Consider the following 22,525-nt stretch of genomic DNA (forward strand, 5'->3'; position numbering starts at 1 on the left):
CTTCCGCCCGAAGAGGAGAGACGATGCCCGCCTATGTCGCCCTGATCCGCGCCGTCAATGTCGGCGGCACCGGGAAGCTGCCGATGGTGGAGCTGAAGACGCTCGCCGAAGGCCTCGGCTTCGGCGAGGTTTCGACCTATATCCAGTCCGGCAACCTGATCTTTCGCGACGGCGGCGATCCGGCGGAGATCGCCGCGCGGCTCGACCATGCGCTCGGCGACCGTCTCGGCAACCCCCCCGGCGTCTTCGTCCGTACGCCGGCGGAGCTCGACGCCATCCTCGACAACAATCCCTTCGCGGCGATGGCGCCGGAGCGCGTGCTCGTCAGCTTCTTCGGCGAACCGCCCGGCGACGACGCCCTGCACGGCTTCCTCGCCCCCGACGGCGAGGAGGCGGTGGTGCGCGGGCGGGAAATCTACGTGCACTACCCGATCGGCTCCGGCCGCTCGAAGATCAGGCTCCCGGCGCTGAAAGTCGGCACCTCGCGCAACATCAACACCGTCGCCCGGCTGGCTGAACTCGCTGGTGGGATCGAGGAGGGGTGAGCGCCTCTGCCCGCATGGTGGGTTCCAGCGGCTCGAAGAGATTGCGTCTGGATTTGCGTTGCGGTGAAGGCTGCGGACAAGATGTGAAAGGGGCGGAATGACATTCGCTGGAGAACGAGACTATCCGTACAGACGGCGGACGAAGGCGCACTACCGTCTCTGTAGACACTGGGGTGCAGCGAGAACGCTCTGAACGCACCGGAAATCTTGTTCCGTCATTTTTCTTGCACGCTATGGTAATAAATAATAGGTGCGTACAATCGAAAATTCGACGGGATACCCAATGGAAAGCAATCAGAGTTTCGTCATGGAATGTGATCGCGCCCCTCGCCTGAATGAGATGGCAGACTTCTTTTCTACGACAGCGGGCGGCAGATCAGGGGCCCCCTTGAAGATGCCGGACGTCGATCGCCGCCTTTTCCAAGGTGATCGATCCCTAGCAGAATTTATAGACGCGCATCGTCTCCTTTGGGGGAACTTTGATCCCCACTATTTCAGCAGCATCCCCTACCGCTTGGAGGAAGAGGCGAGGCTCGGCGATGCCATGTTCCGGTATGGAATGAACATCGCGCGACCCGATCAGCCGGCGAATTTCTATGTGTTGGGTTCAGCGGAAGGTACATTTGCCCGAACGCTCGCTCAGGCTGGCGGAGGCTGCATTCGAACACTCTCATGCAGTCCAAACAAAGAAAATGAAGAGAGTTTCTATTCCTATGGCGTGCCCCCATTTGCGGAGTTCTTTCTTGGCCCATTTCACCACCTGACCAAACAGGTCATTCGCGCGAGTGATCGTTTGCGACACTTTGACTCCGGATTTGACATCATTCTGGAAGACACCACCTTCCAGATGTACTCACCCAATCGATCCGCTCAGATTCAATTCGTCAAAGGGCACCTCAAGGACGATGGAATTATGATCTTCGTTGAGAAATTCCGCCAGGACGATGAGAACGAATATCTGCGGCGAGAGTTGCAGAAAGATTACGGCTATAAATCACGTTTTTTCACTTCGTCTGAAATCGAGAGCAAGAACGCCGCAATTCTCAAACGCATGAATCAGAACGAGAACACGATATCCGCGATGAGCGTCGCGCTGGCTGAGCATTTCAAGTATTCGTACATCACGTGGAATAGCGGAAATTTTTGCACAATTGCGGCGGGTAATAGTGCTCAAAACCTCTCCCGCTACATATCCTCTATGGTTCCCCCCTGTATTCCGAATGAGTATGTATATACGAGCACGCCTCTGTCACTTCTCCGTTCTGCTATCCCTGATCTGCAATTTCGAACCTACCAGACAAATGCCGCATGACATTCTCGGTTTGGATTTCGTTCGCACTATTGACGGCACTTCAGACCGCCAGCCCTGGGCCGGCGGTCTCACTGCTGATATCGACAGGTTTGCGAAGCGGCATTGCTGCCACCCTGGCGTTGATCCCTGGCATTTTCCTGGGGGATCTGACTCTAATCGCCGTAGCATTTGCGTTGACCACCGCGCTCTTCTCCGTTTCCGAAGCAGTCTTCGATGGAATCAGAATAATTGGGGGAGCTTACCTTCTATTCCTGGGCATCAAGACCATAGTCGGTGTTCGTTCCGCGTTGACGGAAAATGAGAAAGCAGAGGAATCGAGAAAGACTTTCAATCAGGGTTTTTTCACGTCCATCCTCAATCCTAAAGGCCTCTTGTATTTTGCAACATTTTTGCCGCAGTTTATCTCACCTGAAGGATCATATGATTTTCAATTCGCCGTTCTCGGGGCGACCTTTTTGGTGGTCGGGCTGATCAACGATACATTCTATGCAGTTACTTCGTCATACGGGAGCCGGTATTTGACTCTTCCGATACGAGGAGGCCTGATCGTCGTTGCGGGCACTTCGCTGCTCCTGACCGGCGCCTACGTCTTTTTGAAATACTTTGAAATACTTTGAGAGTAACATCCGGAGGCGTCGACCTGCGCTCCTGATGGTCCGAGTTAGAAACTAGTGTTGTCCATGTTCTGTTCCTGCCTGGGCCGGATTGCAGAATCATATGGGGTCGCTCGGTTGAGGCTGTTCACGGATGCGAAATCTACGTGCACTACCCGATCGGCTCCGGCCGCTCGAAGATCAGGCTTCCGGCGCTGAAGGCCGGCACCTCCCGCAACATCAACACCGTCGCCCGCCTCGCCGAACTCGCCGGTGGGATCGAGGAGGGGTGAGGGGGGAGCGTGCGCTCGGCTTTGCCGGAACGGCGCGACCCTCAAGGAGGGCCGTGATGTATTGGACGACATATTCTCGAGCATGTCCGCAGATTTTCAAAAATACAGCCGGTTTTCAGGGCTTACTCTCTTCATCAGATGGCACTACCAGTATCTGCATATTGTCGTTCCTTTCGCCTTCTAGTGGATAGAGCTATATGCGTAGAAAGAACCGGGTACTCCTTCTGGGCTCGCTCGCGTTGGTCGTCGTCTATCTGATCTGGCTTACGTTCTTTGCCTTTCCCGATGTCACGGTACGCTATCGCATCGATGCGGATTTCGAGGTCGACGGCAGTCCTGCCCGGGCATCCGCCGTCTGGGAGATCATCTACAAGTCGCATCCGACCATGAACGGCAGTTGGCAAGGCATCACAACAAGGATGAATACCGATTCCGCCATAGCCAAACTGGCGGATGGTGGTTTCTTGTTTGTTCGCGTCGATGGGCCGGATCTCAATTATTATCGTTATCAGATAGACGAGTGGAACCATCCTAATCTCATTCCGCTCAAGCTCCTTCATCTCGAACGGGCAGGAGACCGGGAGACCATCGACGCGCTGAGGAAGGCTGCCTCCGAGCGTCGGACAATGTCGTTCGGGCTGGATCTCCTGCCGCGCCTCTGGATTCTGCCCAACCCCAAAGACCCTACGACGCTCTATGAACCAGAAGTCTGCGATCAGACGGGTCAGTGCTCCATCAGGTTTGTAAGAGGCACGATCACGTTCGTCAGGGACCGCGACACTTTCGACATAACCTCAGCCTTTCCATGGCTTGCGGTGCGGCAAGCCCTTTGGACAAAGACGCAAATCGAGAGAATTCCACCCACGCAAGACTATCCCGCTACCTACATGTTCACCAGGAGACTTTGATGATTTCTGTGCAGGATGCTGCCCGCTCTGAACACGCCGTCGGGTGCTGAAGCCAAAGAACCGCGGAATTTCCCCGTGCAAGGTCCCTGCCGGTTTCGCGACCCTCACTGGTCTGGCATTATCTGCATCAAGGACTGCCGAGGGGAGGGCAGGACATGTCGACGATCATTCCGCTTCTGGCGCTCGGCGCGATCATCGTGGTGCTCGTCGCTGCGGTTCGCTCGGTCAGCCGGGCGGACAAGGCCCGGTGGCCACCCTATCCGCTGATCGACGCCACCGAGGAGGAGATGGCCCGCCGTGCCGCGGAGTTGCGCGACCGTCTCTCGCGCGAACCTTTCGGCGAGGCGCGTGCGCAGGCGCTCTGGCGCCGGTTGATGTCGATCAACGACGGGGAGGGGCTGATCGCCGAGTTTCATCGCGACTTCTGCGGCCAGGGGCTGATTCGAAGGGGCGACCGGGTCGTCCTCTGCGATATCTTCGACGGCGGCGGCGCCACCGGCGAGATGATCGCCGCGTGGCGGGAGGAGACGGATTTCGTCACCTTCTTCGCCCGCCAGTCGGACTTCAGCTGCAGCGGCTGGGATATCGGCGAGCCGGTGTTTTTCACCGAGGACGCCTGGTATCGCAACAACCAGCGCCTCACCGCGCGTTCCATAGACCGCTTCGTGGGCGGCGCCGCTAGCTGATTTGCCCCCGGCTGGCAATGGCACCGTGCGGCCTGACGCAAGTTTCGCGCAAGCTTCAAAAGTTAACGAAAGGTTAACGAGTGTAGAAGCGAGCGTGAAATGCGGATCGAAAGCGGCCTCGGCGGCTATTCCTATCAGAACCGGTATGTGCGCACCGTCACCGAGACGGAAGAGATTGCCGCCGAGACGACGGCTGCTGCAAATCCGCGCCGCGCCGGCGGGCCCGCTTTCAGCAGCACGCTCGTCTCCGCTTCGCTTGCCACCGCACTCTGGAGCATCGACGGCGGCCGCCGGCCGATTGCGACGGCAGGGTCCGCCGAACCGGTCGCCGAGGGCGGCGAGGCCGAGCGCTCCCAGCTCGAACAGGTCGAGGCGCTCTACCGCGAGTTCGATTCGGGCGAAGACGCCGAAGGCTGAGCCGGAACGGCGCCGTTCCTCCCGTCAATGCACGTGATCGTGGCGATGGCCGTGGGCTTCATGCCCTGAAACGGCGTGATCGTGGTCCGTGCTGCAGGCGGCGCTGCCGCAGCATCCGCGGTCGGCTACCTCCGCCAGCGCCGCCGGGCCGCCGCGGCGCCATTCCTGCCAGGATTGCCGCAGGATCTGCACCGACGAATTGAGGAAGAGGCCCGCCATGACGGCGGCGACGGCGAGGTCCGGCCAGGCGCTCGCGCTGCCCCAGACGCCGAGGGCGGCGATCATCACGATGACATTGCCGATCGCATCGTTGCGCGAGCAGAGCCAGACGGAGCGGACATTGGCGTCGCCGTCCTTGTAGCGCATCAGCAGCAGCACGCTGGTGACGTTCGCGGCGAGTGCCAGGAAGCCGATGGCACCCATCACCGGCGCTTCCGGCATGCCGTCGAAGAAGACCCGCCAGATCGTGCTGGCGAAGACGAAGAGCCCCATCAGGAAGAGGCTCGCGCCCTTGCCGGCGGCGGCCAGGCTGCGCACGCCGAGCGGTGCGCCGATGACGGCGAGCGAAATGCCGTAGGTGACGGCATCGGCAAAGAAATCGAGCGCGTCGGCCTGCAGCGCCTGCGAGCGCGCGAGCTGGCCTGCCGTCATCTCGACTGCGAACATGCCGGCATTGATGGCGATCACCGCCCAGAGGCGGCGCTTGTATTCGGCGGAGACACCCTCGAAGGTGCCGTGGCTGTGGCCGCAACTGGCACTCATCGCTCTTCCTTTCCTCTTGATCCTCAGATGCTGTACCCTACCTAATCTCTCTAGCGACTAGAGGTTCAAGAGGGCGAGGCGAAAAAAATGCTGTCAATCGGCGACATGGCGAGGCGCACCGGGGTGAAGATCCCGACGATCCGCTACTATGAACAGATGGGACTGATTTCCGCGGCGGACCGGACCGGCGGCAACCAGCGCCGCTACGAGAAGCGGGATATCGAGCGTCTCGCCTTCATCCGCCATGCGCGCGACCTCGGCTTTCCGATCGAGGCGATCCGCGAGCTTCTGGCCCTCAGCGACCATCCGGAACGGCCGTGCGAGCGTGCGGACCAGATCGCCGGCGAACAGCTCGCCGAGGTGCGCGAGAAGATCGCCCGGCTGCGCAAGCTCGAACAGGAGCTCGCCCGCATCGCCGCCTGCTGCGACGGCCACAGCGTCGGCGACTGCCACGTCCTCCGTGCGCTCTCCGACCACGGCCTCTGCGAGGGCGAGCACTGAGGGGGGCCTCGTCCTCCGTCATGCCGGGCTCGACCCGGCATCCAGCCGCGCGATGTCCATCGCGCGTGGAGACCTCTTCGTCTGCATGGAGGTGAGTCCTATCGGCTCGCCGACGCTCGCCGGCTGGATGCCGGATCAAGTCCGGCATGACGGCAGCTGCACGCCCGCTTCTTCCTCTTCCCCCTCAAGGGGGGAGATCGAACCGTGGCCGCCGCCTCGAACCGCGGTGTTCACCCTCCCCTTGAGGGGGAGGGTCGGACCGCAGGTCCGGGGTGGGGTGATCGCTGGCGACCGACGCAGTATCACCCCCACCCGCGCGTTCCGCGCGACCTCCCCCCTCAAGGGGGAGGTGGGAGGGCCTCGTCGCGGGTCATCTCCTCGTCCCCCGTCATGCCGGGCTCGCCCCGGCATCCAGTCGCGCGATGTCCATCGCGCGGGGAGACCTATTCGCCTTCACAGAGGTGAGTCCTATCGGCTCGCCGACGCTCGCCGGCTGGATGCCGGCTCGAGGCCGGCATGACGCGGACCTGTATTGCCCCTGCCCACCTCACTCGATCCGCACCCGCACCATGTCGCCGCGGACGTGGATCGCCGGCTTTGCCCCCGGCGTGTTGGGAAGCTTGCTGTCGACATAGGAGGCCGTCGCCTCGACGAGGTAGCTGACCGGCGTCGGCACGAGGAAGCGCAGGCCGGCGTCGAGCATGCTGCCGGCGAGGGCGACGGTCTCGTTCTGCATGACCCTGTCGAAGACGACGCGCGCCCGGAGCGCCGCGCCCGAGAGCGAGAGCTGGCCCGCATGGCCGTGGAAGCCGACATCGCCGGCATCGCTGTGCACGTCGACGGACGAGAAGTCTCCCTGGAGATCGGTCTGCGAGGCCTGCTGGTCGATGGCGACGGCCGCCTCGGGCTTCAGCCGGGCGGAAAGCGTCATCGTGCAGTCGGACCAGCGGTAGAAATGCGTGCTGCCGAGATCGACGACGAGGGTGTCGCCGTCGATGCGCATGCCGCCCTCCGGGCAGGAGACGGGAAACCAGCCGGAGCGCCAGACGGCACCCCAGCCGCGGCGCTCGCCCTCGAGCCTTGCTTCATACGGTCCGTCGGTGGCGGCCGAGATGAAGAGCCGGCCGGCCTCGCCCTCGACGCGGATCTTCGAGACGGCGGAAAGGTCGAGCGGTCCGGCGGCCGTGGTGCGGGTGGTGACGAACGCGGCCGCGCCGTCGAGCGCTGCGGCGGCGAGCACGAGGCCGAGGAGGGAGAGGAGGACGGTTCTGGTCTTCATGGGGAGGGCTCCGGTTCGGGTTGACGAATGCCGCCATCCGGCACGCCGCGTCGCTTTCCCGCGACCTCGATTGCGTTTCCGGTCGACCGAAAACGCGGTTGCGGTCATGATGGCGGCCTCGATCCCGCCGGTTGTCGCTTCATGCTCCTCGTTCCGCTTCCTTTCCTCGTCTCGCTCCTGCTTCTCGTCTTTCTCGCCCGGCTTCTGCTGGAGGGGCGCGAGGCACTCGGCCGCAACCGCCTGTTCGTGGTGCTGATCGGCCTCTACGTCGTGCAGACGGCGCTGGTCGGCATCCGCTGGGGCTACGGCGTGATCGCCGTGCTGCCGGCGCTGCCCTTCCTTGCGAGCTTCATTCCGCCGCTCTCCTTCCTCGCCTTCCGCGAGCTTGCGGAGGAGGAGGGGGCGTTGTCCGCCCGCGACTGGCCGCATCTCCTGCCGCCGCTTTGCGTGGCGGCGATGCTCGCCGGCTTCCGCGATCCGGTCGATCTGGTGCTGATCGCCGAATTCGCGGGCTACGGGCTGGCGCTTTTCTGGCTTGCCCGCCTCGGGCCGGACGGCCTCGTCGCGTCCAGACTCGACGGGACGCTGCGCTCCTACCGCTCGTTGCAGCTGACGGCGCTGGCGCTGATCGGCTCGGCGGCGACCGATACCGCCGTCAGCCTCGATCTTCTGCTTGCCGGCGGCCGCCATGCGCCGGCCGTCGTCTCCGCCGCGACCACGTTCATCCTGCTCCTGCTCGGGATCGCCGCCGTCACTGCCGGTGCGGAGGAGGCCGACGACGCGCCCGAGACGGAGCCCGAACCGCAGGCCACGCCGCCGCTTGCGACCAGCGCCGATGCCGAGGTTGCCGCGGCCCTCGACCGGCTGATGGCCGGCCAGCGGCTCTTTGCCGATGCCGGGCTCAATCTCGGCCGCATCGCCCGGCGGCTCGGCCTGCCGGCGCGGGCGGTTTCAAACGCGGTCAACCGCGTCCACGGCATGAGCGTCTCGCAATACGTCAACAATTTCCGCGTCGCCGAGGCCTGCCGGCTGCTAGCCGCCAGCGACATGCCGGTGACCCGCATCGTCTTCGAGGCAGGGTTCATGACCAAGTCCAACTTCAACCGCGAATTCCTGCGCGTGACCGGCATGAACCCGACCGCCTGGCGCGCGGCGGCGCCGCCTCCGCCTGCCGATGCGTCCTCCTCCGCGGCGCTCAGAAGTCGAAGGGGTTGACCAGATCCAGCCCGCAGGTGCGGTAGTCGGCGGTGTTGCGCGTGGCGAGCCGCCCGCCGTGGGCTTTTGCGATCGCGGCGATCATGCCGTCCGGGGCCGTCATCATGGCGCCCTTGCGGATGGCCTCGCCCATGATCTCGCCGTAGACGAGCGCCGCCTCCTCGCCGAAGGCGAAGATGCGGCCGGCGAAGCGTTCGCGCCATGCCGCGAGGCCCCGGGCGAGACGCGGCGCCCGCTCGTCGTCGCGGATTTTCGCGATCCCGTAGGCGAGTTCACCGATCACCACCGTCGAAAGCGCCAGTTCCGCATCGTGGCGGGTGAGCCACGCGACGACCGCCTCGGCGGGAGCCTTCTTCAGCGTTTCCGAGACGATGTTGGTGTCGAGGAAGATCAAAGGTCGGGCCCTTCATGCGGCCGGCGGTCCTGTCGGATGACCGCGTCGAGGTCGATCTCCGTACCGAACTCGGCGCCGAGACGCCGGTAGAAGGCCTCGGCCGGCTCGCGTCCGCTGCGGCTCTGGTCATAGGCTTCCAGCGCCCGCTCGACAATGTCGGCGATCGTGCGGTTTTCGCGCCGCGCCAGCCGGTGGGCGAGGTCGCGCGCGCGGGCGCTGCGTACGGAAAGCTGGGGTTCGGCCATGACATTCTCCTTCTGCCACGAAATGTAATGCACGTGCGTTTTGCCATCAAGATGGCTTCTGCCATCTAGCCATCTTCCTTGCCTTAATCGCAAAAAATAGGGTACCCCCCTATGCTATGAGCCATACGACGAAGAACAAGGCGAAGCTTCTGGCCCGGGTGCGGCGGATGAAGGGCCAACTTGCGGCGATGGAGACGGCGCTGGAGGCCGGCGCGCCCTGCCACGAGATCCTCAACATGGCGGCCTCCGTGCGCGGCGCGATGACCGGGCTGACTGCCGAGCTGATCGAGGACCATATCCGCGGCCATGTCGCGAACCCGGAGACCGACCCGGACCCCGAGCGGGCGAAGGGGGCGGGCGAGCTTATCGATGTCATAAGGACCTATCTCAGATGATTTCGGCCGACAGCAGTTCCGGCGCGTCCCTGCGCCATTCCCACGTCTTCCTCGGCGAGGACCACGACCGCAACGAGCGACGCACCTGGCTGGTGATCGCGATCACCGCGACGATGATGGTGGTCGAAATCGTCGCCGGTGGGCTGACGGGATCGATGGCGCTCACCGCCGACGGCTGGCACATGTCCACCCATGCCGCCGCCCTGTCGATCTCGGCGTTTGCCTATCGCTTCGCCCGCCGCAACGCCCGCAATCCGCGCTTCACCTTCGGCACCGGCAAGCTCGGCGATCTCGCCGGGTTCACGAGTGCCGTCGTGCTGGCGCTGATCGCGCTTTTCATCGCCTGGGAGAGTTTCCTGCGCTTCACCGCGCCGGTGCCGATCGATTTCTCCGAGGCGATCCTGGTCGCCGCCGTCGGGCTCGTCGTCAATCTCGTCTGTGCCCTGCTGCTACGCGGGGATCACCATCATCACGGTCATCAGCACGGCGAGGCGCCCCATCATAACGACCACCATGGGCATCATGCCGGCCACGGCGATACCGACCGCAACCTGCGCGCTGCCTATCTGCATGTGATGGCCGATGCGCTGACCTCGGTGCTGGCGATTGCCGCGCTGCTCGCCGGCAGTCTCTATGGCTGGTTGTGGCTCGATCCGGTGATCGGCGTCTTCGGTGCGCTGCTCATCGCCCGCTGGGCGACGTCGCTGATCCGCGATGCCGGCGTGGTGCTGGTCGATTACGTGCCCCCGGACGAGGACCTGCCGGAAGAGATCGCCACCATCATGCGGGCCGAGCGCTGCGAAGTCACAGACCTGCATGTCTGGCGCCTCGGCCCCGGCCATCACGGGGCGATCGTCGCGGTCGTCACGGAAAAGCCGCGGCCGCCCTCCTACTACCGCGAAAAGCTAGCCGCGATCCACGACCTCTCGCACGTCACCGTCGAGGTGGAGCCGCAACGGACGTGAGGGGCGCAGGCGGCAGCGGTGCGTGATCGTGCCATGCCGTCCCTGCCGAAAACGCTGGATTTCCCGCCCGCACCTGCTTAGGGAAGGGCCATGCTCGAAACCTCGCCGCCCGATATCTTCGATTGCCAGACCTGCGGGGCGTGCTGCGCCCACTCGGCCGACTGGCCGCGCTTCTCGCTGGAGAGCGACGAGGCGCTTGCGCTGATCCCGGAAAAGCTCGTCGCCGACGATCTCTCCGGTATGCGCTTCGAGGAGGGCCGCTGCGCGGCACTCACCGGCGAGCTCGGAAAGCATGTCGGCTGCGCCGTCTATGCCGTCCGGCCGATCGTTTGCCGCGACTGCATGCCGGGTGATGCCGAGTGCCGCATGGCGCGGGCGGAGAAGGGCTTCGACCTCGCCGACCTGCCGGCGCCAGAGGTCTATGAACACGGCTGAGCCGGGCGCAGGGCCAACTTTCTTCCGCCTTGTTTTTTCAAGAGGATATGGTCCTTCGACGGGTGAGCATTTTCATTCCTCCGGCGGCCTGCCTGCGGGAAAGACTTTGCCGCTACCCGCGACAATTTGATCTTTGGCAGGTTGCCTCCGGGGGCTTCCGCTCCTATGTTCCCGATCGATCGATTTTCCGCATTCTGTTGCCAAGAGGAGATATCACCATGGCTTTCGAATTGCCCGAACTTCCCTACGCCTACGATTCGCTCGCCCCCTACATGTCGGCGGAAACGCTTGAATATCACCACGACAAGCACCACAAGGCCTATGTCGACAACGGCAACAAGCTTGCCGTCGACGCGGGTCTCGCTGATCTCTCGGTCGAGGAGGTCGTCAAGAAGTCCTTCGGCACCAACCAGGGCCTCTTCAACAACGCCGCCCAGCACTACAACCACGTCCACTTCTGGAAGTGGATGAAGAAGGGTGGCGGCGGCAACAAGCTGCCGGGCAAGCTGGAAAGCGCGATCGCCTCCGACCTCGGCGGCTACGACAAGTTCAAGGCGGATTTCATCGCCGCCGGCACCACCCAGTTCGGCTCCGGCTGGGCCTGGGTCTCCGTCAAGGACGGCAAGCTCGAAATCTCCAAGACCCCGAACGGCGAGAACCCGCTCGTTCACGGCGCGACCCCGATCCTCGGCGTCGACGTCTGGGAACACTCCTACTACATCGACTACCGCAACCTGCGTCCGAAGTACCTCGAAGCCTTCGTCGACAACCTGATCAACTGGGACTACGTCCTGGAGCGCTACGAAGCCGCAACGAAGTAAGCTCCGGTCCTTCGCCGGAATTTTTGGGACCCGGTGCCGTGAGGCGCCGGGTTTCTTCGTCGGGGAGTGCCGCCACGTGGTTCTGCCTGCGGCTCAGAGCCCGAAGGTGACGAGGCCGTTTGCGTCGATCGCCCAGGCCGGGTTCCAGGCAATCTCCCAGGCGTGGTCGTCGGGATCGGCGACGTAGCCGCGAAAGCCGCCGTGGAGCGGTTCGTCGGCCGGTCGCAGCAGTGTGCCGCCGGCCTCGACCAGCCGCTGCAGGATCGGCTCGACCTCTTTTCTTTCCCGCACATTATGGGCGAGCGAGAAGGCGCCCGGCGCAAGCAGGCCGCGCCGGTTCATGTCGGCCGCGAGCGCGTCCTTGCGGAAGGTCCCGAGCACGAAGCCGTTCATCTGGTAGAAGATGATTTCGGGGTTTTCGAAGGCCGGCGACCAGCCGAAGCCCTCGACGTAGAAGCGACGCGATCGGGCGAGATCGGCGATGCCGAGCGTGATGATGGATATCTGTTGCTGCATGACCAAGCACCTCTCGTTGGCGCAGACACCATGCCTGCGCGTTCAAAGGTCTTGGGCCGTTGCCGCGGCAACGGAAGGACCCGCATTCGCGGGGGCCGGGCCAACCGCACCGACCTAACCTGTTTCAGACGAGGTCAATATAGGGCGGTCGCGCCGGCTGCCAAGAGGCCGGCGTCGAAAATGGCCGGGCAGCATGCCAGACATCCGGCGGCCGCAACGGCAAGATCGCGGCGGTCTCTTACGAACCTGCCCGCCGGTAGAATGCCAGAGAGCCGGCGAGGGCCAGCAGAGCGCCGCCGCAGATGCGGTCGAGCCAGAGCGCTCCGGACGTGCGCAACATCCTGACGGCCTGCGATCCGAGTGCGGCATAACCGAACATCACCAGGAAATCGATGCCGGCGAAAACGAGGGCAAGTATCAGATATTGTTGGCTCTGGGGTACCGAGGGATTGATGAACTGCGGCAGGAAGGCGGAAAAGAACAGGTATCCCTTCGGGTTCGTCACGGCAACGAGGAAGCTCTTGAGAAGGAGTGACCACGCCGAACCGGTCCCATCCTCTCCGCTCGCGCGAAGGGATACGTCAAGCGTTCCTCTGGAGCGCATAAGCATGACGCCGAGGAAGGCGAGATAGCCGACGCCGACCCATTTGACGACCGCAAACCAGAATTCGGAGGCTGCGAGCAGGGCGCCGAGCCCGAGGGCGACCGCCCCGATCAGGACAAAATCGGACAAGACTGCGCCGATCATGCCGAAGCAGGCACGCCGCATCCCGAAACGCGAACCATTGGTCAGTGCGAGCAGCACGGTGGGACCGGGTGTCGCAATCCCGATGAAGGCGACCAGAGAAAATGCAAGAACGGTCACGTCAGTCATTTTCTTCTCTCCATAGACGAACAGCCGCTGCGGCCACTCATCTTAGCTTCCCACTTTTGCTTCGGTTTTGCGATTGATTTGCGCCGGCCGACAACGGCAATAGCCGGCGGCGCGCGCCCGCTCGAAGGCGGGGCGTAACTGCCCTTCAGGTATCGGGAAGGGCAGGGTTCAATTGTTATCCTTTGAGGAACAGGAGCCGTTCATCAACGCGGCCGGGGGTGATCTCATCGACCTCCGCACTTACCACGCGCTCCGTCACGAATGGATCCTTCTGCACCAGCGTATCGAGATCCTCCCGGCTGATGTTATGCGCGAGGATTGCGCCGCCTGCACCCGGCTGAAGGCTGCCGACCAGGAGAAAGATCCCGGCCTCGAAGCCGTCCTTGATCCAGGCATTGTGGCCCTCCATGAACTGAGCGGCCTTTGCCCTATTGTCGGAAAATCTGAGAAACACGATGAACATGCAATGCTCCGTTTTGTGTTGGGAGGGCTGGGGTATAGTTTCCTGCACTGACGCTTCGGCGCGCCACGCGCGGGCCGGTCATTCCTGCCCGGACCTTTTGGCCGCTATGTCGCTCAGCCATGCCTTCATCTGGTCGATCTCGCGCTGGATGAAGTCCTGATCCTGGAAGGCATTGTAAAGGGTTGCCGCGCCCTGGCTTCGTGACAGGAGCTGCATCGCTAGTGCATCCGCGTCGACCTCCCGGCCGAGAGCGGCGAACTGTCGGCGAAGCCAGGTCCGGAAGAGCGTGAAGAGCCTGTTCGCGTCCGTCCGGGCGGTGTGGTTCAGCTTCGCAAGCTCGCTCGTCAGCGTGCCGATCGGGCATCCATACAGCCTGATCTTCTCGCCGTTGACGGTCAGTATGTCGATGAAGCGGCCGATCCGTTCTTCCGGTGTCTTGCCCTCCGTCTCCCATCGTCCGAGCATCTCGCGGCGATCGGCCAGACGCTTCTCGATCACTGCGTCCAGAATGTCGTCCTTTGTCTTGAAATGGTGGTAGAAGTTGCCGCGCGAGATCTTCAAGCGCTCCGCGATGTCGGCGAAGGATGTGTGCTCATATCCCTGGCGATAGAAAAGGTCGTCCGCGACGGCGACGATGTCGTCGCGAGTCTCGCTGTGTGCCATCGGCATGCCTCCTTACGAGCGATCTAGGTCAAGTGTCCTAATCGAAAATTAGGTCGATTGTCCTAGATTGTCAACGGGCATGTTCCAGCGGAGGCAGGTGTTTCGGACCGCTCTCGGAGGCCGGGCGCGCCCGACCTCCTTTGCTGGTTGCTGTTTCTGTTACGCCTTCTCGCGGATTTGCGTCAGCGTGCGTGCGGGCGTGATCGCTTCCGGGTCGAGCTTGATGTCGAGGATCGCCGGCTTGCCGGAAGCGCGGGCGCGCTCGAACGCTGCGGCGAAATCCTCGGTCTTCTCCACCACTTCGCCATGGCCACCATAGGCGCGGGCGAGGGCTGCGAAATCCGGGTTGGTGAGGTCGGTGGCGCTGACGCGGCCCGGATATTCCCGCTCCTGATGCATGCGGATGGTGCCGTAGATGCCGTTGTTCACCAGGCAGACGATGATCGGCAGGTTGTAGCGCATCGCGGTCGCGAATTCCTGGCCGTGCATCATGAAGCAGCCGTCACCGGCAAAGCAGACGACCTCGCGTTCGGGGAAGAGCTGCTTGGCGGCGACCGCGGCGGGAAGCCCGTAGCCCATCGAGCCGGAGGTCGGGGCGGCCTGCGTGTTATAGGCGCGGAAGCGGTGGAAACGGTGGACCCAGGTCGCGTAGTTGCCGGCGCCGTTGGTAAAGATCGTGTCCTTCGCGGTGTTCTCTTCCAGCCACTCCATGATCGGCCCCATATGGACCGCGCCAGGGCCGGTCGAAGGCGGCGTCGACCAGGAAAGATAGGCGGCGTGCATCGCCTCGGTCCGCGCGGCCCAGACGGGCGACTGCGGTGCCTGAACCGTCTTCAGGGCGGCGACGAAATCCCCCGGCGCGGCGCAGATCGCCAGATCCGGGCGATAGACGCGGCCGAGTTCCGACGGATCGGGATGGACGTGCACCAGTTTCTGCGACGGGTAGGGGACGTCGAGCAATGTGTAGCTCGAGGACGGCATCTCGGAGAAGCGACCGCCGAGAAGGACGACGAGATCGGCCTCCTTGATCTCCTTCGCCAGCGCCGGGTTGATGCGGATGCCGACATCGCCGGCGTAAGACGGGTGCAGGTGGTCGAAGAGCATCTGGCGGCGGAAGGAGCAGCCGACCGGCAGCTTCCAGCGATCGGCGAAATCCTCGATCGTCGCGACGGCGTCCTCGCTCCAGCGGGTGCCGCCGAGGACGAGCATTGGCCGCTCGGCCTTCGCGAGCATCTCCGCGAAGGCGGCGATCTGGGCGGCACCCGGATGGCTTTCGACCGGGGTGGCGGGCCGTGCCGCCGGCGCCTCGACCAGTTCGACCAGCATGTCCTCCGGCAGCGTCAGGACGACGGGGCCGGGGCGGCCGGAGGTCGCCGCGGCGAAGGCGCGGGTCACGAATTCCGGAATGCGGGCCGCGTCGTCGATCTCGCCCACCCACTTGGCGAATTCGGTGAAGGCGCGGCGGTACTCGACCTCCTGAAAGGCTTCGCGCTCCTTCATGTCGCGGCCGATCTGGCCGATGAAGAGGATCATCGGGATCGAGTCCTGCCGGGCGATGTGGAGGCCGGCCGAGGCGTTGGTGGCGCCGGGGCCGCGGGTGACCATGCAGATGCCGGGCTTGCCGGTGAGCCGGCCCCAGCAATCGGCCATCATCGCAGCGCCGCCTTCCTGGCGGCAGACGATGGTCTCGATGCCGCTGTCGCGCAGCGCATCGAGCACGGCGAGATAGCTTTCGCCGGGCACGCAGGACACGCGCTCGACACCATTGGCGAGCAGCGCATCGACGATCAGTTGTCCGCCGGTCTTCTTCATCTTCAAGCCTTTCCTTCGATGTCCGCCAGCTCGGCGAGAACCTCGTCCTGGTGTTCGCCGATGCGCGGGCTCGGCCGTTCGTAGCGCAGCGGGGTCTTCGAAAGCACGATCGGCGTGCGCACGCCCGGAATGCTGTTGCCGTCGACGTCGGCGAGATCGATGCGCAGGCCGCGCGCCTTCACCTGCGGGTCGTCGAACATCTCGGCGATCGAGTTGATCGGGCCGGCCGGCACGGCATTGCTCTCGCAGGCGGTCAGGAGATCGCGCTTCATCCATTTCGCGGTTTCGGCCGAAACGATGCGGCGCACCTCGGTCTTGTTGGCGACGCGCGCCTTGTTGGTCGAGAAGCGTTCGTCGTCGGCGACGGCGGCGATGCCGAGAATGGTGCAGAGGCGCCTGAACTGGCCGTCATTGCCGACGGCGAGGATCAGGTGGCCGTCGGTGGTCGGCACGACCTCATAAGGGGAGATGTTCGGATGGGCGTTGCCGAGGCGGACCGGCGCATTGCCGGAGACGAGATAGTTCATGTTCTGGTTGGCGAGCACCGCGGCCATGACGTCGAGCAGGGCCATGTCGACGTGCTGGCCCTCGCCCGTCTTCATCGCGTGGATCAGCGCCGCCTGGATGGCGGTGACGGCATAGATGCCGGTGAAGATGTCGGCGATTGCGACCCCGGCCTTCATCGGCTGGCCGTCCGGCTCGCCGGTGATCGACATGAAGCCGGACATGCCCTGGACGATATAGTCGTAGCCGGCGAAATTGGCATAGGGGCCGTTCTGGCCGAAGCCGGTGATGGAGCAATAGACGAGCTTGGGGTTGATCGCCTTCAGGCTCTCGTAGTCGAGGCCGTACTTCTCCAGACCGCCGAGCTTGAAGTTCTCGATCACGACGTCGGCGGTGGCGACCAGCCGGCGGACGATGTCGCGGCCTTCCTCCGTGCGGAAATCGACGGCGATCGAACGCTTGTTGCGGTTGGTCGAGTGGTAATAGGCGGCCGAGAGGTTCTCTCCGTCCTTGCCCTCGACGAAGGGCGGGCCCCAGGCGCGGGTGTCGTCGCCGCCCTCGGGGGTCTCGACCTTGATGACGTCGGCGCCCATGTCGGCCAGCATCTGCCCGGCCCAGGGACCGGCGAGGACGCGGGCCAGTTCGATCACGCGAATGCCGGCAAGCGGCGGGCGGGGCTCTCGGGCTTCGGTCATGCGGCGTCCTCTTTCTCGGGGCGGGCTATCTTGCTGCTGCCGAATAATATCCGTCCCCGTCCGCCTCCGAGGCGGATGCTAAGCACTTGCTATAGCGCGGAAATGTCCATGCGGCACTTGAATTTCGCGCATGGGATCATTCCGTTTCGGACGCCGAAGCGCTTCGGAGGGACGCTCAACGGCCGGCGAGTACGCGCTCCGCCCAGGTGGCGAAATCGGCGATCGCCTCCTCCCGGCCGAACTCGTTCAGTGTCTCGTGGCGCATCTCGTCGTAGATCCGGGTGGTGACGCCGGTGAAGCCGTGGCGTTCGAGCCGGCGTCCGAGCCAGGCGATCTCGCGGCCGCCGCGTGTTGCCGGATCCTTGCCGCCGCCGACGAGGTGGATCGGCAGGTCCTTCGGCAGGCGGGCGAGCATGGCCGGTGCGGGGGCACGGAAGGTGAGCGCGAAGACGTCGCGCCACATCGAGATGCTCGCCTCGAACCGGCAGAGCGGGTCCCGGTCGTATTTCTCGACTTGCGTGCGGTCGCGGGAGAGCCAGTCGCTGTCAGACTGCCGGCCGGGGATGGAGCGGCCCCAGGCGCGAAAGGTCGCAAGCGGCAGGACCGTGCTCGGCACGTCCGAGCCTTTCAACACCTGTTCGGCATAGAGCACCGCCTCGGCGAAGCGGCCGGCAATGCCGGGGTTGAAGTTGGAATTCCAGACGGCGAGGGCCTGGAAATCCTGCGGGTGCGAGACCGCGGTGTTGAGCGCGATCAGCCCGCCCATGGAATGGCCGAAGAGCAGGACGGGAAGGGCGCCATGGCGGGAGACGGCGAGGTCGCGCATCGCCTTGACGTCGGCGATCACCTTTTCGACACCGCCGGCCGGTGCGAAGCGGCCGAGCGGCGCCCCTTCGGCGACTGTCTCGCCGTGTCCGCGGTGGTCGTGGGCATAGACCGCGAAGCCGCGCGCGGCCATCGCCTCAGCGAAACCACGGTAGCGGCCGGAATGTTCGACGAGGCCGTGATTGACGAGCAGGATCGCGCGCGGCGTGCCTTCCGCCGGCGCATGATGAAAGGCGAGCCTGGCGCCGGAGGGTGCCTCGTGAAAATCGGTCGTTTCAAACATCGGTGATCCCGTCTCCGGTTGAATTGTGGTCTCGTAACGTCAGTCTAAAGTTATTTGCGCTCAATCTGCGATCATCGCCTGTCCGGCCCCCTTCAACCGCTGCTGCCTCGCGTTTTGCCGGATCAGGTCCTTCGGTGTCAACGAGAGTGGAACCGACGAACGTCTGCCCTCAGTGTTCATCGTGATCCCACTTCCCGCCGGGGATTGGCAGTTGCCCCGCAGGGCCCTTTCGCCTACATAGCGGCACATCCAGTTCTTTTCCCCCGGGGAGCATATTTTCCATGGCACGGCAGTTCATTTATCACATGGCCGGACTGAACAAGTCCTACGGCAACAAGAAGATCCTCGAGAACATTCATCTCTCCTTCTACCCGGACGCCAAGATCGGCATTCTCGGCCCGAACGGCGCCGGCAAGTCGACCGTGCTGAAGATCATGGCTGGTCTCGACAAGGAGTGGACCGGCGAAGCATGGCTCGCGGAGGGCGCCACCCTTGGCTATCTCGCGCAGGAGCCGCAGCTCGACGAGGGCCTCAACGTGTTCGGCAACGTCATGGAAGGGGTGGCCGACAAGAAGGCGATCCTCGACCGCTACAACGAACTGATGATGAATTATTCCGACGAGACCGCGGAAGAGGGCGCGAAGCTCCAGGACATCATCGACAGCCAGAACCTCTGGGACCTCGAAAGCCAGGTGGAGATGGCGATGGAAGCGCTGCGCTGCCCGCCGGGCGATGCGACGATCGACAATCTCTCGGGCGGTGAAAAGCGCCGTGTGGCGCTCTGCCAGCTGCTCCTGCGCCAGCCCGACCTGCTGCTGCTCGACGAACCGACCAACCACCTGGACGCGGAAACGATCGCGTGGCTCGAAAAGCACCTGCGCGAATATCCGGGTGCCATCCTGATGGTCACCCACGACCGCTACTTCCTCGACAACGTCACCGGCTGGATTCTCGAACTCGACCGCGGTCGCGGCATTCCCTACGAGGGCAACTATTCCGCCTATCTGACCGCGAAGGCGAAGCGCCTGGCACAGGAAGAGCGCGAGGAAGGCAGCCGCCAGAAGGCTCTGTCGCGCGAGCAGGAGTGGATCGCCTCCAGCCCGAAGGCTCGCCAGGCGAAGTCGAAGGCCCGTATCCGTGCCTATGACGAGCTGGTGGCGGCGGCCGAGAACCGGCGTCCCGGCGAAGCGCAGATCATCATTCCGGTCGGCGAGCGGCTCGGCAATGTCGTCATCGAGGCGGAGAACATCACCAAAGCCTATGACGGACGCGTGCTCTTCGAAAATCTCTCCTTCAAGCTGCCGCCCGGCGGCATCGTCGGCGTGATCGGCCCGAACGGCGCCGGCAAGACGACGCTTTTCAGGATGATCACCGGCCAGGAGAAGCCCGACAGCGGCGAGATCCGCATCGGCGATACCGTCCACCTCGGCTATGTCGACCAGAGCCGCGATTCGCTCGATGGATCGAAGAATGTCTGGGAAGAGATTTCCGGCGGTAACGACATCATCAAGCTCGGAAAGTTCGAAATGAATTCCCGTGCCTATTGCGGCGCCTTCAACTTCAAGGGTGGCGACCAGCAGCAGAAGGTCGGCAACCTGTCGGGCGGCCAGCGCAACCGCGTGCATCTCGCCAAGATGCTGAAGGCCGGCGGCAATGTCCTGCTGCTCGACGAACCGACAAACGACCTCGACACGGAAACGCTGTCGGCGCTCGAAGACGCGCTCGAAAACTTCGCCGGTTGCGCGGTCATCATCTCGCACGACCGCATGTTCCTCGACCGCCTCGCGACCCACATCCTCGCCTTCGAGGGCGACAGCCATGTCGAATGGTTCGAAGGCAACTTCGAGGACTACGAGAAGGACAAGATCCGCCGCCTCGGCCCGGATGCGGTCAACCCCAAGCGGGTGACCTACAAGCGGCTGACGCGCTAACAAAGGCGTTGGTGAAAAGACGACAAGCCCCGGTTTTTCCGGGGCTTTTCCATTTCTGGGGGCGATGCGACCCTGCATGGCGGTGGGGCGCCCGAATTTGCGCTTGCATAAGTGGCGCGATAGACATAAACATATCTTTATATCTTGATTGGGGATTGAAATGGCGAAGCCGATGGAATTTGGCGTGGATGCGCTCGTCGAACTGCTGAAGGCGGCGGGGGAGCCGACGCGGCTTCGGCTTCTCGCCCTGCTTTCCGCCGGCGACCTGACGGTCACGGACCTGACGGAAATCCTCGGCCAGTCGCAACCGCGCATCTCCCGGCACCTGAAGCTTCTCGGCGAGGCCGGGCTGATCGACCGCTACCAGGAGGGAGCCTGGGCCTATTTCCGCCTGAAGCAGGACGGCGACGCCGCCGCGCTTGCCGGCATCATCCTCTCGGCGGCCCGCGTCGACGATCCGGTTCTGCTCCGCGACGGCGAGCGGCTTTCCGCGGTCAAGCGCACCCGCGCCGACAAGGCGCAGGCCTATTTCAGCCGCAACGCCTCCGAATGGGACGAGCTTCGCCGGCTGCACGTGGACGACCGGCAGGTCGAGGCGGCACTTCTCGGCGTGCTCGGACCGGAGCAGGTGGATGCGCTCCTCGATCTCGGCACGGGCACCGGCCGCATCCTGCAGCTTCTTTCCGACCTCTACCGCCGCGCCGTCGGCATTGACGCCAGCCGTGACATGCTGGCGGTGGCGCGTGCCAATCTCGACAAGGCCGGCATCCTCAAGGCGACGGTGCGCCACGGCGACATCCTCAACCTGCCGCTCGACGGCAGCGAATACGACCTCGTGACGATCCACCAGGTGCTGCACTTCCTGGTGCAGCCGGAGCTGGCGATCGGCGAGGCGGCGCGGATGCTGAAGACCGGCGGACGGCTGGTGATCATCGACCTTGCGCCGCACAGCCTCGAACACTTGAGGGACGAGCATGCCCATGTCCGGCTCGGCTTCTCGCATCCGGTGATGGCCGACTGGCTCGCCAAATACGGGCTCGCCGTCGAGAAGGTGGTCGACCTGCCACCGGCAAGCCCGGCCACGCAGGCGCTGACCGTCACCATCTGGGTGGCACGCCGGCAGGGCGGCGAGGGCACCGCAGCAGACAGCATTGAAAATCGGGAGGAATGACATGACGCGGGACGATCGACATCCGCAAGGCAAGAAGCGGCTCGGCATCTCGTTCGAGTTCTTTCCGCCGAAATCGGAGGAGATGGAAGGGCAGCTCTGGACGACGATCGAGGCGCTCGCCGGCTGGAATCCCGACTTCGTTTCCGTGACCTACGGGGCCGGCGGCAGCACCAAGGCGCCGACGCTGACGACGGTGCGGCGGCTGATCGCCGACACCACCCTGCCGACGGCGGCGCACATCACCTGCGTCGACGCGACGCGCGAAGAGGTCCGCCACGTGGCGGAGGAGTTCATCGCCGCCGGCGTGCGCCGTTTCGTGGCACTCCGGGGCGACCCGCAGAGCGGAGTCGGCGCGGCCTATGCCCCGCATCCGGGCGGGTTCGCCAATGCCGCCGAGCTGGTCGCGGGACTGAGGGACATCGGCGACTTCGACATCTCGGTCTCGGCCTATCCGGAAAAGCATCCGGAGAGCCCGGACGTTGCCGCCGACATCGATATGTTGAAGCGCAAGGCCGATGCTGGTGCGGCGCGGGCGCTCACCCAGTTCTTCTTCGACAACGACGTCTTCGAGCGCTATCTCGAACGGGTGCGGGCGGCGGGTGTCACCATCCCGGTCGTGCCGGGTATCATGCTGATCCAGAACCTCACGCAGCTGAAGCGCTTCGCCTCGCTCTGCGGCGCGAGCATCCCGACCTTTCTCGACGAACGTTTCGCAGGGCTCGACGACCAGCCGCAGGCGCGTGCGGAGGTTGCCGCCGACGTTGCCGCCGAGCAGATCGAGGACCTCGTCCGCCGCGGGATCACCGATTTCCATCTCTATACGATGAACAGGGCGCCGCTGGTCTCTGCCGTGTTGCAGCGGCTCGGCCTGGAGCGGAGCGGCGACGCCCGGTCCGGCGCCGCGGCGTGAGCGGACAAGTCGCCTGAACTGAAAAGGCGCATACCGTTCGCCGTCGGTATACGCCTTTTTAAGAATTCTTGCATATTCTGGCCGGTACGGACGCTGATTATGCCCTGGTCCG

General features: G+C 64.0%; 26 protein-coding genes and 1 pseudogene. 16 read left to right on the forward strand and 11 right to left on the reverse strand.

Translation table 11 applies throughout. The features are described from left to right. Positions 1–23: 23 nt before the first annotated feature. The 7 genes and pseudogenes from EUU22_RS13365 (at position 24) to EUU22_RS13395 (ending at position 4,754) form a co-directional block, all read left to right on the forward strand. Positions 24–545, forward strand: a complete 522-nt coding sequence (locus EUU22_RS13365; protein ID WP_129332471.1) for a DUF1697 domain-containing protein — start codon at positions 24–26, stop codon at positions 543–545. A gap of 283 nt (positions 546–828) precedes the next feature. After that, positions 829–1,857 (forward strand): class I SAM-dependent methyltransferase, encoded by a 1,029-nt coding sequence (locus EUU22_RS13370; RefSeq protein ID WP_165351164.1) that lies wholly within the window; start codon positions 829–831, stop codon positions 1,855–1,857. Next, positions 1,854–2,474: a LysE family translocator gene (locus EUU22_RS13375; RefSeq protein WP_129332472.1), complete on the forward strand. Its 621-nt coding sequence runs from the start codon at positions 1,854–1,856 to the stop codon at positions 2,472–2,474. Before EUU22_RS13370 ends, EUU22_RS13375 begins: the two co-directional genes overlap by 4 nt. 122 nt (positions 2,475–2,596) lie before the next feature. Next, positions 2,597–2,743, forward strand: a pseudogene (locus tag EUU22_RS13380) (DUF1697 domain-containing protein); the annotation flags it as partial. A gap of 197 nt (positions 2,744–2,940) precedes the next feature. Then, positions 2,941–3,651, forward strand: coding sequence for a hypothetical protein (locus EUU22_RS13385; protein ID WP_129332473.1), 711 nt, complete (start codon positions 2,941–2,943; stop codon positions 3,649–3,651). Between the two features lie 155 nt (positions 3,652–3,806). Continuing rightward, positions 3,807–4,337, forward strand: coding sequence for a hypothetical protein (locus tag EUU22_RS13390; RefSeq protein WP_129332474.1), 531 nt, complete (start codon positions 3,807–3,809; stop codon positions 4,335–4,337). 99 nt (positions 4,338–4,436) lie between these two features. Then, positions 4,437–4,754 carry a hypothetical protein gene (locus EUU22_RS13395; RefSeq protein WP_129332475.1) on the forward strand — a complete coding sequence of 106 codons (318 nt, stop codon included), beginning with the start codon at positions 4,437–4,439 and terminating at the stop codon, positions 4,752–4,754. A gap of 24 nt (positions 4,755–4,778) precedes the next feature. On the opposite strand, the gene EUU22_RS13400 is transcribed toward EUU22_RS13395, so the two are convergent. After that, complete coding sequence (locus EUU22_RS13400; RefSeq protein ID WP_129332476.1) at positions 4,779–5,516, reverse strand: cation efflux transmembrane domain-containing protein; 738 nt, start codon at positions 5,514–5,516, stop codon at positions 4,779–4,781. A gap of 87 nt (positions 5,517–5,603) precedes the next feature. Between EUU22_RS13400 and EUU22_RS13405 the strand changes: the two genes are divergently transcribed. Then, complete coding sequence (locus EUU22_RS13405) at positions 5,604–6,017, forward strand: MerR family transcriptional regulator (RefSeq protein WP_129332477.1); 414 nt, start codon at positions 5,604–5,606, stop codon at positions 6,015–6,017. Positions 6,018–6,564: 547 nt separating this feature from the next. Here EUU22_RS13405 and EUU22_RS13410 read toward each other — a convergent pair. Beyond that, complete coding sequence (locus EUU22_RS13410) at positions 6,565–7,296, reverse strand: hypothetical protein (RefSeq protein ID WP_129332478.1); 732 nt, start codon at positions 7,294–7,296, stop codon at positions 6,565–6,567. 27 nt (positions 7,297–7,323) lie between these two features. On the opposite strand from EUU22_RS13410, the gene EUU22_RS13415 reads away from it, so the two are divergent. Continuing rightward, complete coding sequence (locus EUU22_RS13415; protein WP_129332479.1) at positions 7,324–8,511, forward strand: helix-turn-helix domain-containing protein; 1,188 nt, start codon at positions 7,324–7,326, stop codon at positions 8,509–8,511. Here the strand turns inward: EUU22_RS13415 and EUU22_RS13420 are convergent. Both EUU22_RS13420 and EUU22_RS13425 read right to left on the reverse strand, forming a co-directional pair. Beyond that, positions 8,492–8,905: a type II toxin-antitoxin system VapC family toxin gene (locus EUU22_RS13420; protein WP_129332480.1), complete on the reverse strand. Its 414-nt coding sequence runs from the start codon at positions 8,903–8,905 to the stop codon at positions 8,492–8,494. The genes EUU22_RS13415 and EUU22_RS13420 overlap by 20 nt on opposite strands. Continuing rightward, entirely contained in the window at positions 8,902–9,150 is a 249-nt protein-coding gene (locus EUU22_RS13425; RefSeq protein ID WP_129332481.1) for a type II toxin-antitoxin system VapB family antitoxin, read from the reverse strand. Before EUU22_RS13425 ends, EUU22_RS13420 begins: the two co-directional genes overlap by 4 nt. A 116-nt stretch (positions 9,151–9,266) precedes the next feature. Here EUU22_RS13425 and EUU22_RS13430 point away from each other — a divergent pair, with 116 nt between their 5' ends. From EUU22_RS13430 to EUU22_RS13445, 4 genes are all read left to right on the forward strand, one after another. Beyond that, positions 9,267–9,545, forward strand: a complete 279-nt coding sequence (locus EUU22_RS13430; protein ID WP_129332482.1) for a metal/formaldehyde-sensitive transcriptional repressor — start codon at positions 9,267–9,269, stop codon at positions 9,543–9,545. Continuing rightward, the gene (dmeF, locus tag EUU22_RS13435) at positions 9,542–10,510 is read left to right on the forward strand and encodes a CDF family Co(II)/Ni(II) efflux transporter DmeF (RefSeq protein ID WP_129332483.1); all 969 of its coding nucleotides are present in this window, start codon (positions 9,542–9,544) and stop codon (positions 10,508–10,510) included. The genes EUU22_RS13430 and dmeF overlap by 4 nt, the downstream gene beginning before the upstream one ends. Positions 10,511–10,600: 90 nt before the next feature. After that, positions 10,601–10,945: a YkgJ family cysteine cluster protein gene (locus EUU22_RS13440; RefSeq protein ID WP_129332484.1), complete on the forward strand. Its 345-nt coding sequence runs from the start codon at positions 10,601–10,603 to the stop codon at positions 10,943–10,945. Positions 10,946–11,163: 218 nt separating this feature from the next. Continuing rightward, a complete protein-coding gene (locus EUU22_RS13445; RefSeq protein ID WP_129332485.1) occupies positions 11,164–11,766 on the forward strand; it encodes a superoxide dismutase in 603 nt (200 codons plus the stop codon). 93 nt (positions 11,767–11,859) lie between these two features. Here the strand turns inward: EUU22_RS13445 and EUU22_RS13450 are convergent, their stop codons facing one another. The 7 genes from EUU22_RS13450 to EUU22_RS13480 all read right to left on the reverse strand — a co-directional run bounded on the left by EUU22_RS13450 (position 11,860) and on the right by EUU22_RS13480 (position 18,401). Then, positions 11,860–12,282: a VOC family protein gene (locus EUU22_RS13450; RefSeq protein WP_129332486.1), complete on the reverse strand. Its 423-nt coding sequence runs from the start codon at positions 12,280–12,282 to the stop codon at positions 11,860–11,862. 238 nt (positions 12,283–12,520) lie between these two features. After that, a complete protein-coding gene (locus EUU22_RS13455) occupies positions 12,521–13,156 on the reverse strand; it encodes a LysE family translocator (protein WP_129332487.1) in 636 nt (211 codons plus the stop codon). Positions 13,157–13,331: 175 nt separating this feature from the next. Continuing rightward, on the reverse strand, positions 13,332–13,619 hold the full coding sequence (locus tag EUU22_RS13460) for a YciI family protein (protein WP_129332488.1): 288 nt from the start codon (positions 13,617–13,619) through the stop codon (positions 13,332–13,334). A 78-nt stretch (positions 13,620–13,697) separates the two neighbouring features. Further along, a complete protein-coding gene (locus EUU22_RS13465; RefSeq protein WP_129332489.1) occupies positions 13,698–14,282 on the reverse strand; it encodes a TetR/AcrR family transcriptional regulator in 585 nt (194 codons plus the stop codon). Positions 14,283–14,441: 159 nt separating this feature from the next. Then, positions 14,442–16,094 carry a thiamine pyrophosphate-binding protein gene (locus EUU22_RS13470; protein WP_129332490.1) on the reverse strand — a complete coding sequence of 551 codons (1,653 nt, stop codon included), beginning with the start codon at positions 16,092–16,094 and terminating at the stop codon, positions 14,442–14,444. 2 nt (positions 16,095–16,096) lie between these two features. Continuing rightward, positions 16,097–17,293, reverse strand: a complete 1,197-nt coding sequence (gene caiB, locus EUU22_RS13475) for a succinate--glutarate CoA-transferase (protein WP_129332491.1) — start codon at positions 17,291–17,293, stop codon at positions 16,097–16,099. A gap of 175 nt (positions 17,294–17,468) precedes the next feature. Beyond that, entirely contained in the window at positions 17,469–18,401 is a 933-nt protein-coding gene (locus EUU22_RS13480) for an alpha/beta fold hydrolase (protein ID WP_129332492.1), read from the reverse strand. Positions 18,402–18,682: 281 nt separating this feature from the next. Between EUU22_RS13480 and ettA the strand changes: the two genes are divergently transcribed. The 3 genes from ettA (at position 18,683) to metF (ending at position 22,413) form a co-directional block, all read left to right on the forward strand. Next, positions 18,683–20,332 (forward strand): energy-dependent translational throttle protein EttA, encoded by a 1,650-nt coding sequence (ettA, locus tag EUU22_RS13485; RefSeq protein WP_129332493.1) that lies wholly within the window; start codon positions 18,683–18,685, stop codon positions 20,330–20,332. A 160-nt stretch (positions 20,333–20,492) separates the two neighbouring features. Next, entirely contained in the window at positions 20,493–21,503 is a 1,011-nt protein-coding gene (locus EUU22_RS13490; protein ID WP_129332494.1) for an ArsR/SmtB family transcription factor, read from the forward strand. A 1-nt stretch (position 21,504) separates the two neighbouring features. After that, a complete protein-coding gene (gene metF / locus EUU22_RS13495) occupies positions 21,505–22,413 on the forward strand; it encodes a methylenetetrahydrofolate reductase [NAD(P)H] (RefSeq protein ID WP_129332495.1) in 909 nt (302 codons plus the stop codon). Positions 22,414–22,525 lie beyond the last annotated feature (112 nt).

The sequence above is a fragment of the Ciceribacter ferrooxidans genome (assembly GCF_004137355.1).
GTDB lineage: Bacteria > Pseudomonadota > Alphaproteobacteria > Rhizobiales > Rhizobiaceae > Allorhizobium > Allorhizobium ferrooxidans.